11 protein-coding genes are annotated in these 12,110 nt (G+C 73.5%); 5 read left to right on the plus strand and 6 right to left on the minus strand.

Features of this window, described 5'->3' with window-relative positions:
* Nucleotides 1-129: 129 nt before the first annotated feature.
* Nucleotides 130-981, minus strand: coding sequence for a helix-turn-helix transcriptional regulator (locus GA0070614_RS25935; RefSeq protein ID WP_231933765.1), 852 nt, complete (start codon nucleotides 979-981; stop codon nucleotides 130-132).
* Nucleotides 982-1,085: 104 nt separating this feature from the next.
* Here GA0070614_RS25935 and GA0070614_RS25940 point away from each other — a divergent pair, with 104 nt between their 5' ends.
* The 3 genes from GA0070614_RS25940 to GA0070614_RS25950 all read left to right on the plus strand — a co-directional run bounded on the left by GA0070614_RS25940 (nucleotide 1,086) and on the right by GA0070614_RS25950 (nucleotide 3,393).
* Nucleotides 1,086-1,727 carry an NADPH-dependent FMN reductase gene (locus tag GA0070614_RS25940; protein ID WP_088978405.1) on the plus strand — a complete coding sequence of 214 codons (642 nt, stop codon included), beginning with the start codon at nucleotides 1,086-1,088 and terminating at the stop codon, nucleotides 1,725-1,727.
* Between the two features lie 290 nt (nucleotides 1,728-2,017).
* Nucleotides 2,018-2,767, plus strand: a complete 750-nt coding sequence (locus tag GA0070614_RS25945; protein ID WP_088978406.1) for a YebC/PmpR family DNA-binding transcriptional regulator — start codon at nucleotides 2,018-2,020, stop codon at nucleotides 2,765-2,767.
* 8 nt (nucleotides 2,768-2,775) lie between these two features.
* Nucleotides 2,776-3,393 (plus strand): DUF402 domain-containing protein, encoded by a 618-nt coding sequence (locus GA0070614_RS25950; protein ID WP_088978407.1) that lies wholly within the window; start codon nucleotides 2,776-2,778, stop codon nucleotides 3,391-3,393.
* 51 nt (nucleotides 3,394-3,444) lie between these two features.
* On the opposite strand, the gene GA0070614_RS25955 is transcribed toward GA0070614_RS25950, so the two are convergent.
* The 3 genes from GA0070614_RS25955 to GA0070614_RS25965 all read right to left on the minus strand — a co-directional run bounded on the left by GA0070614_RS25955 (nucleotide 3,445) and on the right by GA0070614_RS25965 (nucleotide 5,555).
* Nucleotides 3,445-4,392, minus strand: coding sequence for a permease prefix domain 1-containing protein (locus GA0070614_RS25955; RefSeq protein ID WP_088978408.1), 948 nt, complete (start codon nucleotides 4,390-4,392; stop codon nucleotides 3,445-3,447).
* Complete coding sequence (locus GA0070614_RS25960; RefSeq protein WP_088978409.1) at nucleotides 4,389-4,730, minus strand: PadR family transcriptional regulator; 342 nt, start codon at nucleotides 4,728-4,730, stop codon at nucleotides 4,389-4,391. The genes GA0070614_RS25955 and GA0070614_RS25960 overlap by 4 nt, the downstream gene beginning before the upstream one ends.
* Nucleotides 4,731-4,862: 132 nt before the next feature.
* The gene (locus tag GA0070614_RS25965; RefSeq protein WP_088978410.1) at nucleotides 4,863-5,555 is read right to left on the minus strand and encodes a hypothetical protein; all 693 of its coding nucleotides are present in this window, start codon (nucleotides 5,553-5,555) and stop codon (nucleotides 4,863-4,865) included.
* Nucleotides 5,556-5,735: 180 nt separating this feature from the next.
* On the opposite strand from GA0070614_RS25965, the gene GA0070614_RS25970 reads away from it, so the two are divergent.
* A complete protein-coding gene (locus GA0070614_RS25970; protein ID WP_088978411.1) occupies nucleotides 5,736-7,094 on the plus strand; it encodes a serine/threonine-protein kinase in 1,359 nt (452 codons plus the stop codon).
* Nucleotides 7,095-7,137: 43 nt separating this feature from the next.
* Here GA0070614_RS25970 and GA0070614_RS25975 read toward each other — a convergent pair whose 3' ends face one another.
* Both GA0070614_RS25975 and GA0070614_RS25980 read right to left on the minus strand, forming a co-directional pair.
* A complete protein-coding gene (locus tag GA0070614_RS25975; RefSeq protein WP_088978412.1) occupies nucleotides 7,138-7,674 on the minus strand; it encodes a hypothetical protein in 537 nt (178 codons plus the stop codon).
* Entirely contained in the window at nucleotides 7,667-8,206 is a 540-nt protein-coding gene (locus tag GA0070614_RS25980; protein ID WP_088978413.1) for an RNA polymerase sigma factor, read from the minus strand. Before GA0070614_RS25980 ends, GA0070614_RS25975 begins: the two co-directional genes overlap by 8 nt.
* A 362-nt stretch (nucleotides 8,207-8,568) precedes the next feature.
* Here GA0070614_RS25980 and dnaE point away from each other — a divergent pair, with 362 nt between their 5' ends.
* A complete protein-coding gene (gene dnaE, locus GA0070614_RS25985) occupies nucleotides 8,569-12,102 on the plus strand; it encodes a DNA polymerase III subunit alpha (RefSeq protein ID WP_088978414.1) in 3,534 nt (1,177 codons plus the stop codon).
* The last annotated feature ends 8 nt before the right edge of the window (nucleotides 12,103-12,110 follow it).

Below are 12,110 nucleotides of genomic sequence, written 5' to 3' on the forward strand. Positions count from 1 at the left end.
CCCCACCGGGCGTCGGCACCGGCGCCGGCGGCCCTACTGGTGCCGCGCGGCCACACACGTGCCGGACGGCCACCCCGGTGCGGGCGGTTCAGCCCGTGACGTGACCCGGCCGGTGACCGGTGACCTGGCTCAGCCGGTGACGGCGCGCAGTCGGCCGGGCCGCCGGTCGAGCAGCCGGTCCAGCCGGGCCGCCGTCGCGGCGTCCGCGGGCAGGTGCACGACCAGCCACTGGTGGGCGGCGTCGGCGAGTTCCAGGGTCTCGTACGCCAGCCGCAGCGCGCCGACCTCCGGGTGGCGCAGCTCGCGTTCCCCGGCCCCCGGGGCGGCCACCGGCCGGCGCTGCCAGCGGTCGGTGAACGGCGCGCCGACCGTCCGGGCCAGCCGCTCGGCGAACGCGTCGGTGGCCGGGTCGCCCCGGCGCAGCCGGTGCAGCTCGGCGATCTGGTGGTCGGCCACCCCCGCCCAGTCGTCGAAGGCGTCCCGGGCCCGCTCGTCGGTGAGGACGTACCAGGTCAGGTTGGGGCGTGCCCCGTCGAGCATCCCCAGCGGGCGGGCCAGCCGGTCGAACGGGTCGTTCCAGGCCAGCACGTCGGCGAGCTGGTTGACCACGTACGCCGGGGTGTCCCGGACAGCGTCGAGCAGCGCGCGGACGGTGGGGCGCACGGTGCGCGAGACCGACGGCCGCCAGCCCGCGCAGAGCTGCCGGTTGTGGTTGACCGAGGCGAGCTGCCGCAGGTGCTCGCGGTCGGCGTCGTCCAGCCGCAGCGCGTCGGCGAGCGCGGCGAGGATCTCCGGCGAGGGCCGGGTGTCGCGGCCCTGCTCCAGGCGGGTCAGGTACTCCACGCTGACCTGCGCCAGCGTCGCCAGCTCGGCCCGGCGCAACCCGGGGGTACGCCGCCGGGCGCCCCCGGGCAGGCCGACCCGGGCCGGCGGGGTCGCCTCCCGGCGGCTGCGCAGGAACGCCCCCAGCTCTCCGTCCATCACCGGCCCAGTCTGGCAGCGTCGCCGTGCCGGTGGGTGGCCCTGCGGGGGCCAGGCTCACCGCGGCCTCCCCACCGGCGGTGGCCCGCCCCGACGATCGGGTCATGCAGAACGCACAGACAACAGGGCCGGTCCGGATCGGCCTGATCGTGGGCAGCACCCGTCCCGGCCGGCGCGGCGCGGCCGTGGCCGGCTGGGTCACCGAGGTGGCGTCGCGGCACCCCGCCGTACGCGGCGGCGACGCCGTCGTCGAGCTGGTCGACCTGGCCGAGCAGGAGCTGCCGCTGCTCGACGAGCCGGTGCCGGCGCTGTTCGGCGACTACCGACACCCGCACACCCGGCGCTGGTCGACCGTGGTCGGCGGCTGTGACGCCTTCGTGTTCGTCACGCCGGACTACAACCGGTCGATCCCGGCGGCGCTGAAGAACGCCGTCGACTACCTGTACGCCGAGTGGAACGACAAGGCCGCCGGGGTGGTGAACTACGGCGTGCAGGGCGGCAACCGGGCCGGCGACCACCTGCAGGCGGTCCTCGGTGAGGTGCGGGTGGCGGTGGTGCCGACCCGGGTGTCGTTGTCGCTCTTCACCGACTTCGACTTCTCCCAGGCGCAGCCGGGCGACCCGACGGCAGGCCGGATCGCCCCGGCCGGCGAGCGGGAGGAGGCGCTGGTGACGATGCTGGCCGAGGTCGTGAGCTGGTCACGGGCGTTGCGTGCGACGGCCGGCGAGCCGGCGCGGGTGGGGTGAGCACGCCGGGCCGCCCGGCCCGTCGCGGGCGCCGGTCGCGGCCCGGAGCCGCGCGCTGACCCGATCGCGGTTTCGCCCCGTCTGTCCTGGTAAGGGCGGGCGGGGCGGCACCGCGACGCGCGGCGGATGACACCGGCCGGCCGGACGTCGGTAGGATTGCCGAGATTCGGCAGGGCCATCTGCCCGCCACGGCTTCCCGCAGGGCTGACCGGCACCGTCCGCGTGCGCCGGCGGGAACCGGGCGTGCGCGGTGCGGTCGATGCGGACGACGGTAGCAACGGAGGTAACAGATGTCCGGCCACTCAAAGTGGGCGACCACCAAGCACAAGAAGGCCGTCATCGACGCCAAGCGCGGCAAGATGTTCGCCAAGCTGATCAAGAACGTCGAGGTCGCGGCGCGCACCGGCGGCGGCGACCCGGCGGGCAACCCGACGCTGTACGACGCCATCCAGAAGGCCAAGAAGAACTCGGTCCCCAACGACAACATCGACCGCGCGGTCAAGCGCGGCTCCGGTCTGGAGGCCGGCGGCGCCGACTACCAGACGATCATGTACGAGGGGTACGGCCCGAACGGCGTCGCGCTGCTGATCGAGTGCCTCACCGACAACCGCAACCGCGCCGCGACCGAGGTGCGGACCGCGCTGACCCGCAACGGCGGCTCGTTCGCCGACGCCGGCTCGGTGTCGTACATGTTCTCCCGCAAGGGCGTGGTGATCGTCCCCAAGGCCGGCACGACCGAGGACGACGTGATGATGGCGGTCCTCGACGCCGGCGCGGAGGAGGTCAACGACCTCGGTGAGGCGTACGAGGTGGTCTCCGAGCCGGGTGACCTGATCGCCGTCCGCACCGCCCTGCAGGACGCCGGCATCGAGTACGAGTCGGCCGAGTCGTCCCTGATCCCCAGCGTGAACGTGCCGCTGGACGAGGAGGGCGCCCGCAAGATCTTCAAGCTGATCGACGTGCTGGAGGACTGCGACGACGTGCAGAACGTCTACGCCAACTTCGACGTCTCCGACGAGATCATGGCGGCGGTCGGCTGAGCGTCCCGGTGACCGGCACGCGGTTCGCGCCGGGCGACGTGGTCGTCCGGCGCGAGGTGCTGCGCGGGGAGGTGTGGTTCGGCTGCCCGACGATCTGCGTCGAGGACTCCGCCGACCTGTTCGCGCTCTACCTGCCGCCGGGCGCCGAGTTCGGCTTTCCCGAGCACGGCTCCTTCCCGTGCGGCCGGCATCCCTGGCAGATCGCCGGGCACACCGCCTGGTCGGGCCACGGCAAGCTGATGCTCCAGCGCCCGGGCGAGGCGCACTCGGTCGACGTCTTCTGGACCGGCGAGCAGCGCGCCTTCGCCGGCTGGTACTTCAACCTCCAGGACCCGCTGCGGCGTACCCCGATCGGGGTGGACACCCTCGACCACGAACTCGACCTGTGGTGGCCCGCGGACGCCGACCGGTACGTCTGGAAGGACGTCGAGATGTTCGCACAGCGCCTGGTGGAGGGGCGGTACCCGGGCATGGAGGCCGCCATCCGGGCCGAGGGCGACCGGATCGCCGCCCTGCTCGACGCGGGGGAGCGCTGGTGGGACGCGGGCTGGGCCGACTGGCGGCCCGACCCGTCCTGGCCGGTGCCGGCGCTGCCGGCGGGCTGGGACCACGTCCCCGTCCGGTGACCCGCCGACCCGGCCCGCCGCGTACGCGGGCCGGGCCGGGTGGCGAGCCGGTCAGCGGGTGTGCCGGCGGGCCTTGACCACGCTCTCGACGACGTCCCAGACGGTGATGACCACGACGACCACGATCGTCACCCGGCCGACCGTCTCCAGCCCGCCCTCGCGCAGCCACGCGAACCGGTCGACCAGGTCCGGGTTGAGCAGCCGCTCGGTGGCCAGCAGCCAGATCAGCGGCACGGCGAACGCCAGGTCGAGCAGGAGGTTGAGGCCGACCAGCCGCCAGGTCCAGCCGCCGAGGCGGTACTTCACCAGCTCCAGGCCGATGGACAGGACCAGCACGGCGGCGAGCACCGGCAGCCAGGACGTCCACAGTGCCGGGTCGAGCAGCGGCAGGCTCCGGCCGTCGGCGTCGGAGACCCAGGAGCGCAGGTGCTGCCAGGGCAGGAACGCCAGGGTGATCAGCAGGAAGGCGATCGAGGCGCAGGTGTCGCTCAGTTTCACGTCCCGTTCCGCCGGCGTCTCGGCCAGCTGGTCGGGGCTCCACTCGGGCAGCGTGAGCGGGGTGCGGGTGCGTTCCAGCACGGCGAAGCTGAGCGTCACCCAGAAGGCGATCTGCACACCGGTCTGCAGGGCCGCGACGATGCCGGCCCCGACCGCCGCCTCCGGCTCGTCGCCGACGGTCGCCTTGAGCACCCCGACCACCACGCCGACCAGGGCCGGGATCACGGTGAGCAGCCGGCGCAGCAGGCTCTGCCAGACCAGGTAGTACGCCGGACCGATGAGCTGCAACGGCCGGTCGACGTAGCGGGCGGCGAGCCGGTCCGGGTGGCCCAGCTCGGTGAGCACCTCCCGTTCGGCGAGGTCGGCGTCCTGCCCGGCGGCGGTGCGCCCCTCGATCATGTCCCCGATGGAGGCACGCAGCTCGTCGGCGATCTCGGCGCGGCGCGGCGCGGGCACCGTCCGCAGGGTCGCGGCGACGTAGCGGTCGGTCAGGGAGGTCATCGCTCCACTCCTTCGATAAGCCCGGTGACGGAGGTCTGCACGGCGGCGAGGTCGTCGAGCAGGCGTGCCAGGACCGCCTCGCCGTCGGCGCTGGTCCGGTAGAACTTGCGCGGCCGGCTCTCCTCGGTGTTCCACTCGCTGGTCAGCAACCCCTGCTCCTCCAGCCGGCGCAGCAGCGGGTACAGCGTGTTGGCGTCGACCGGGAAGCCGTGTGCGCTCAGGCGCTGGAGCAGCGCGTAGCCGTAGTCGGGGTGCCGCAGGGCGACCAGGCTCGCCACCACGACGGTGCCGCGGCGCAACTCCTGGAGGTGGGTCCGCAGGATCTCGTCGCTAACCATGCTTCACACCATAGTGTGCGCTACACAGCATTTTCCACCGCTGCATCATTGTGGCCGGGGAGGGGAGTCCGGACCCTGGGCGCGACGGACCGGGGGCGCCGGCGGCGAGCCGGCGCCCCCGGTCCGCGCGGTTCAGCAGGAGCAGCCCTGCCGGAACCGGCGCTCGACGAAGTCCGCCGGTCCGACCTGGAAGTAGCCGACCCCGGGACGGATCGGGTGCCCGGTGAACAGCTCCACCCGGGTGCCGAACCGCACCAGGTACGCCGAGGCGGTGCCGGCGTCGTTGCGGATCATCGACCCCCGGCGGCCGTAGATCGCCTCCAGGTCGGCGAAGGACATGCCGACGCCCGCCCCCGCCGGTGAACGCGGCGGCGCGGTGGCCGTGCCCACCTCCACCAGCCGTCCGTGCCGGAAGGCGAGCAGCACCACACCCGCCCACTCGCCGGTGACGCCGGCGCGGACCACGCCGTCGCACTCGACGACAGTCCAGTCGATCAGGCCGGCCGCCGACAGTCGGGACAGCCGCGCGCCGATCCGGAACGGGCCGGCGCCCCGGACGCTGAGCACCTCGGTCCCGGTGGCGGCACGGGCCGCGGCACCCCCCGGCGACGCGGTCCGGCCGGCGGTGGCCACGGGGGTCCGGAGGTCGACGCCGGCGGTCCCGGGACGCGGCGCGGTGACGCCGACCGGCGCGACGACGCACCGGCTCGCGGTGGCGGCGCCGGGCCGCGCGTCGACTGCGGCGGCGGCCGGGCCGGCGGCGGTCGGCACGACGGCGCCGAGGACCAGCGCGCCGGCGAGGACAGTGCGGGGAAGACGGTTCATGACGGCACTCCATTCGGTGACACGGGTCGGTCATCCTGTTGGTCTCCGCGCCGGCCGGATCGGTTCGTCGGGTCTCCGACAGCTCGTCGATCCGCCGCGGGCCGGCCCGCTCCGCGGCGGCTGCCGTGACCCGGGCCCGCCGGTTACCGTCGCAGCGGGAACTGCCGACGGGGGTGGGCGATGGGCGCTCCGGAGTGGATCGGGCCCTACCGGATCGAACGACTGCTCGGCACGGGCTCCTTCGCGACCGTCTGGCTCGGCCACGATCCCGTCCTCGACGCCCGGGTGGCGATCAAGGTGCTGGCCGAGAACTGGAGCCACGACGTACGGGTGCGGGAACGGTTCCTGGACGAGGCCCGGCTGCTGCGGCGGCTCGACCACCCCCGACTGGTCCGGGTGCACGCCGTCGGTGAGCTGGCCGACGGCCGGCCGTACGCGGTGCTGGCCTGGGCCGACGGCGGCAGCCTGCGGGACCGGCTGGCCGCCGGGCCGCTCCCGGCGGCGGACGCGCTGGAACTGCTCGGCGAGATCGCCGCCGGGGTCGCGGTCCTGCACCGGCAGCGGGTGGTCCACCGCGACCTGACGCCGGGCAACATCCTCTTCGCCACCGCACCGGACGGTGTGCGGGTGCTCGTGGCCGACCTGGGGTTGGCCAAGGCCCTCGCCGCCGCGTCCGGACTGACCGCCCGCGCCGGGACACCCGGGTACATGGCCCCGGAGCAGGACGACGCGCTCGCCGTCGTCGACCCCCGCAGCGACGTGTTCGGGCTCGGCCGGCTCGGGCTGCGGCTGCTCGACCGGCACCCCGACCACGCCCCCGCCGCGGCGTGGCCCGACGGCGTACCGGTGGCGGTGTCGGCGGTGCTGCGCCGGGCCACGGCCCCGCGCCCGGCCGACCGCTACCCGGACGCCGACGCCTTCCGGGCGGCGCTGGGGCGCGCCGCGACCACCGTCGACGGAGTCACCGGCAGCCCGGTCCCCACCGGACGCCGGCCGGCCCGCCGGTTCGGCCTGGCCGGTGCCGTGCTGCTCGGCACGCTGGCAGTCGTCGCCGGGGACGCCGGCTCCGGCCGCCCGGAGGGCGCCCGAGGCGTCAGCGGGCCGCTCAGCGTCGCGCTGCCGGCGGGTTGGCGGGCCGCCGGCAGCGGCTGGGCCGGGCAGTACGGCGCGGACGGGAAGCTCGAACCGGCGCTGGTCCTCGCGGCCGATCCGGACCGGTGGGCGGCCGACCCGGACGTGCCGGGGGCCTTCGTCGGCCTCTCCACCGGCGCCGCCCGGCGCACCACTCCCGAGGGGTTCGTGGCCGAGCGCCCGCACGCGGACTGCGTGGCCGCGCCGCTACGGCGTACCCGCCGGGCCGGGGTCGACTGGGTGGTGGCCCGGTACGCCTGCCCGGCCGGGCGGCCGGTGCTCGTCGAGGCGGCCGGGCTGGCCGTGGATGGCGACGCCCTGCTCTACGTGCAGGTCGCCCCGCCGTCGGGCAGCGGGACGGACTTCGTCGACGCGCTGCTGGCCGGGATCCGGGTGCGCCCGACGTAGCCGGCTTGCCACCCGTCCCGTGGCGGCCGGCCCGGCGGGGCGGTCAGGCCGGGACCGCCACCACGGTGACGGTGTGCGGCACCCCGTCGCGCGGGATGCGCACCGCGACCGTGCCGGCCCGGACGAACCGGATGTCCACCACCCCCGCCTCGTAGTGCTGGGAGACCAGTTCCTCCCGGTCCACCGTGACCTCGCCCGGGCCGATGCCCTGGATGCGCAGCACCCCACCGACGGTCAGGCAGAGCGACCGGAACTGCGACAGTTCGGTGTCGGCGAGGACCAGGTCGTAGCGGACCGGGCCGAGACAGGCGCTCGGTCGGGGGGTCGGCGAGGGCGTGGGGGTGCCGCGGCCGGTGGGGCCGGGACGGACCGGCGCGGGCGGCCGACGCGTCGCCGCGAGGGTGGCCGGGGTCTCCGGACCGGACGCCGACGCGGTGACCGGGGTCGCCGGGCCGGTGGCCGCGGCGGTCGGCGGGAGCACCGGCAACGGGGCGACCGGCTGCTGGCCGCAGGCCGCCAGCGGCACCAGCAGGACCAGCACCGCCGCCAGGCGGGCCCGTCGGCGGCCGGGCTCAGTCATCGGACAACCGCTGCCGGACCTGCCGGCGGGCCAGGTGTACGCGGGACTTCGCGGTCCCCTCCGGCACGTCCGCCAGGGCGGCGATCTCCCGGTAGGTCAGCCCGAGCACGTCGCGCAGGGTGAGCGCCTCGGCCAGTTCCGGGCGTACCGAGTCGAGCGCGTCGAGCAGGTCCAGCCGGGTGCCGGCGACCACACTGGTCCGCCGGGGATCGGGTGGATCGGGCAACGGCGCCCCGCCCGACTCGACCAGCCAGCGCCGGCGCAGCCCCCGGTACGTCGAGCGGGCCCGGTTGGCGGTGAGCCGGTAGAGCCAGGTGTGGAACGACGAGCGCCCCTCGAAGCCGCCGATGCCCCGCGCGAGCGCGAGCAGGGCGTCCTGGCAGGCCTCCTCGGCGTCCTCCCGGTGCGGCAACAGCCGGGCGCAGAGTCGGAGCACCTCGGGGCGTACCGCCGTGAGCAGGGCGTCGACCGCGCCCGGCTCGCCCCGCGCGGCAGCCCGGGCCAGCTCGTCGATGTCGTCCGCGAGGAGCATGTCGGGTCCCCGTCCGCCGGTGGGTGGTCCCGTCGAGGGTAGGGCGCTCGCCCCGGCCCGAGCGGCGCCGAGTCGGCGAACCGACCCTGCGTGCAGGGGACGCGCCGGCCGGACGGTGTCCGCGACGGCCTCGCCGACCGTGCGGATCGTGGCGCACCTCGGCGGCCCGTGGGCGGTGTCGCACGCGGGGCCGGGCGGGCCGGAAGGTCATCGCCGGACGGGGTCGACACACTGCCTCCCGGCCGCCGGCGGGTGGCGTTCGTCTCCACCGGCGTGGTCGGTGGAGACGGTCGGGCGTGATCGGTAGGGTGGGCGGGCCGGCTCCGACGCGGCCTTGATCCACACCCCGGGGGGCGCCACGCATGGGCGATTCGTTCGCGCATCTGCACGTACACACCGAGTACTCGATGCTCGACGGGGCGGCCCGGCTCAAGGATCTCTTCGCCGAGGCCAACCGGCTCGGCATGCCGGCGGTGGCGATCACCGACCACGGCAACATGCACGGCGCGAACGACTTCTACAACCAGGCGATGGCCGCCGGGATCACCCCGATCCTGGGCGTCGAGGCGTACGTGGCGCCGGAGTCGCGCTACCACAAGGCGCGGGTCAAGTGGGGCCGGCCGGAGCAGAAGAGCGACGACGTCTCCGGTAACGGCGCGATCACCCACAAGACCATGTGGGCCCGCAACGCCACGGGCCTGAAGAACCTGTTCACCCTCAACTCGCGCGCCTCCATGGAGGGCCACTACGTCAAGTGGCCCCGGATGGACATGGAGCTGATCGCCGAGCACGCCGAGGGGATCATGGCCACCACCGGGTGTCCGTCCGGGGCGGTGCAGACCCGGCTGCGGCTGGGCCAGTTCGACGAGGCGCTGAAGGTCGCCGCGAGCTACCAGGACATCTTCGGCAAGGAGAACTACTTCCTGGAGATCATGGACCACGGCCTCGAGATCGAGCGCCGGGTCCGCGACGGGCTCGTCGAGATCGCCCGCAAGCTGGACATCCCGCCGGTGGTCACCAACGACTCGCACTACACCCACGAGGCCCAGGCCACCGCGCACGACGTGCTGCTCTGCGTGCAGACCGGCAGCAACATCGACGACCCCAACCGGTTCCGCTTCGAGGGCGGCGGCTACTTCGTCAAGTCCGCCGAGCAGATGCGCGCGGTCGACTCGTCCGAGCTGTGGCAGCAGGGCTGCCGCAACACCCTGCTGGTCGCCGAGAAGGTCGACCCGAAGGGGATGTTCGAGTTCCGCAACCTGATGCCCCGCTTCCCGATCCCCGAGGGGGAGACCGAGGAGTCGTGGTTCCGCAAGGAGACCTTCGCCGGGCTGGCCCGCCGCTTCCCGAACGGCATCCCCGAGGGCCACGTCGTGCAGGCCGAGTACGAGCTGGGCGTCATCAACCAGATGGGTTTCCCGTCGTACTTCCTCGTGGTCGCCGACTTCATCCAGTGGGCGAAGAGCCAGGGCATCGCGGTGGGCCCGGGTCGTGGCTCGGCCGCCGGGTCGCTGGTCGCGTACGCCCTGGGCATCACCGACCTGGACCCCATCCCGCACGGGCTGATCTTCGAGCGGTTCCTCAACCCCGAGCGTGTCTCGATGCCGGATGTCGACATCGACTTCGACGAGCGTCGGCGCGGTGAGGTGATCAAGTACGTCACCGAGAAGTGGGGCGAGGACAAGGTCGCGCAGATCGCGACGTTCGGCACGATCAAGGCGAAGGCGGCGATCAAGGACTCGGCGCGGGTGCTGGGCTACCCGTACGCGGTGGGGGACCGGATCACCAAGGCGATGCCGCCGGCGGTGATGGGCAAGGACATCCCGCTGACCGGCATCTTCGACCCGAAGCACCCGCGCTACGCCGAGGCCGGTGAGATCCGCGGCCTGTACGAGTCGGACCCGGACGTGCGCAAGGTGATCGACACCGCCAAGGGCATCGAGGGGCTGATCCGGCAGACCGGCGTGCACGCCGCCGGCGTCATCATGTCCGCCGAGCCGATCATCGAGCACATCCCGCTGATGCGCCGGGACGCCGACGGGGCGATCATCACCCAGTTCGACTACCCGACGTGCGAGTCGCTCGGGCTGTTGAAGATGGACTTCCTCGGCCTGCGCAACCTGACGATCATCGACGACGCGGTCAAGAACATCGAGCTCAACCACGGCGAGAAGCTCGACCTGCTGGCGCTGCCGCTGGACGACAAGGCCGCCTACGAGCTGCTGGCCCGGGGCGACACCCTCGGGGTGTTCCAGCTCGACGGTGGGCCGATGCGCTCGCTGCTGCGGATGATGAAGCCGGACAACTTCGAGGACATCTCCGCCGTCCTGGCCCTGTACCGGCCCGGCCCGATGGGTGTCGACTCGCACACCAACTACGCGCTGCGCAAGAACGGCCTGCAGGAGATCACCCCGATCCACCCGGAGCTGGAGGAGCCGCTGCGGGAGATCCTGGCGCCGACCTACGGCCTGATCGTCTACCAGGAGCAGGTGCAGCGCGCCGCGCAGATCCTCGCCGGCTACACCCTGGGTCAGGCGGACCTGCTGCGCCGGGCGATGGGCAAGAAGAAGAAGGAGATCCTCGACAAGGAGTTCATCCCGTTCCGCGACGGCTGCCGCGAGCGGGGCTACTCCGACGAGGCCATCCAGGCGGTGTGGGACGTGCTGGTCCCGTTCGCCGGCTACGCCTTCAACAAGGCGCACTCCGCCGCGTACGGGCTGGTGTCGTACTGGACGGCGTACCTGAAGGCGCACTACCCGGCCGAGTACATGGCCGGGCTGCTCACCTCGGTGGGCGACGACAAGGACAAGATGGCGCTCTACCTGTCCGAGTGCCGCCGGATGCGCATCCAGGTCCTCCCGCCGGACGTCAACACCTCGGCCGGGCCGTTCACCCCGGTCGGCAAGGACATCCGCTTCGGCCTGGCCGCGGTGCGCAACGTCGGCGCGAACGTGGTCGCCTCGATCATGCGGTGCCGGCAGGAGAAGGGCGAGTACGCCGACTTCTACGACTTCCTGTCCAAGGTCGACGCGGTGGTCTGCAACAAGAAGACCATCGAATCGCTGATCAAGGCCGGCGCGTTCGACTCCCTCGGGCACCCCCGCAAGGGCCTGCTCGCGGTGCACGCCGACGCCATCGACGCGTACGCCGACGTCAAGCGCAAGGAGGCCGTCGGCCAGTACGACCTCTTCGGCGCCGGCTTCGGCGACGCCGACACCGGCGGCAGCACCACCGTCATGCCCACCATCGGCGACAGCGAGTGGGACAAGCGCGACAAGCTCGCCTTCGAACGCGAGATGCTCGGCCTGTACGTCTCCGACCACCCGCTCTTCGGCCTGGAGCACGTGCTGGGCGCGGCGGCGGACTGCACCATCGCCGCGCTGTCGGAGGAGGGCACCGTCCCCGACGGCGCGGTGGTCACCCTCGCCGGCATCCTCTCCGGCGTGCAGCGGCGGGTCACCAAGCAGGGCCGGGCCTGGGCCTCGGCCACCCTGGAGGACCTGGCCGGCGGCGTCGAGACGCTGTTCTTCCCCAACACCTACGAGGTCATCGGCCAGTACATCGCCGAGGACGCCATCGTGGTGGTCAAGGGCCGCGTCGACCGCCGTGACGACACCCCGCGCATCATGGCGATGGACATGTCCATGCCCGACATCAGCAGCAACCCGGCCAACAAGCCGGTCACCCTCACCATCCCGGTGCACCGCTGCACCCCGCCGCTGGTCGAACGGCTCAAGGAGACCCTGGTGCTGCACCCCGGCGACACCGAGGTGCACGTCAAGCTGCTCAACGGCGGCAAGACCACCACGCTGCGGCTCGGGCCGTTCCGGGTGGCGCCCACCACCGCGCTGATGGGTGACCTGAAGAGCGTGCTCGGCCCGGCCAACGTGAGCTGACCCGGTCC

Source organism: Micromonospora coxensis, from assembly GCF_900090295.1.
Classification (GTDB): domain Bacteria; phylum Actinomycetota; class Actinomycetes; order Mycobacteriales; family Micromonosporaceae; genus Micromonospora; species Micromonospora coxensis.

What these genes read in the sequence shown, in the direction of transcription:
- GA0070614_RS25940 (WP_088978405.1), top strand. Translation starts at nt 1,086, where the DNA reads ATGCAGAACGCACAGACAACAGGGCCGGTCCGGATCGGCCTGATCGTG.
- GA0070614_RS25970 (WP_088978411.1), top strand. Translation starts at nt 5,736, where the DNA reads ATGGGCGCTCCGGAGTGGATCGGGCCCTACCGGATCGAACGACTGCTC.
- GA0070614_RS25945 (WP_088978406.1), top strand. Translation starts at nt 2,018, where the DNA reads ATGTCCGGCCACTCAAAGTGGGCGACCACCAAGCACAAGAAGGCCGTC.
- GA0070614_RS25980 (WP_088978413.1), bottom strand. Translation starts at nt 8,206, where the DNA reads ATGCTCCTCGCGGACGACATCGACGAGCTGGCCCGGGCTGCCGCGCGG.
- GA0070614_RS25955 (WP_088978408.1), bottom strand. Translation starts at nt 4,392, where the DNA reads ATGACCTCCCTGACCGACCGCTACGTCGCCGCGACCCTGCGGACGGTG.
- GA0070614_RS25965 (WP_088978410.1), bottom strand. Translation starts at nt 5,555, where the DNA reads ATGAACCGTCTTCCCCGCACTGTCCTCGCCGGCGCGCTGGTCCTCGGC.
- GA0070614_RS25975 (WP_088978412.1), bottom strand. Translation starts at nt 7,674, where the DNA reads ATGACTGAGCCCGGCCGCCGACGGGCCCGCCTGGCGGCGGTGCTGGTC.
- GA0070614_RS25960 (WP_088978409.1), bottom strand. Translation starts at nt 4,730, where the DNA reads ATGGTTAGCGACGAGATCCTGCGGACCCACCTCCAGGAGTTGCGCCGC.
- GA0070614_RS25935 (WP_231933765.1), bottom strand. Translation starts at nt 981, where the DNA reads ATGGACGGAGAGCTGGGGGCGTTCCTGCGCAGCCGCCGGGAGGCGACC.
- dnaE (WP_088978414.1), top strand. Translation starts at nt 8,569, where the DNA reads ATGGGCGATTCGTTCGCGCATCTGCACGTACACACCGAGTACTCGATG.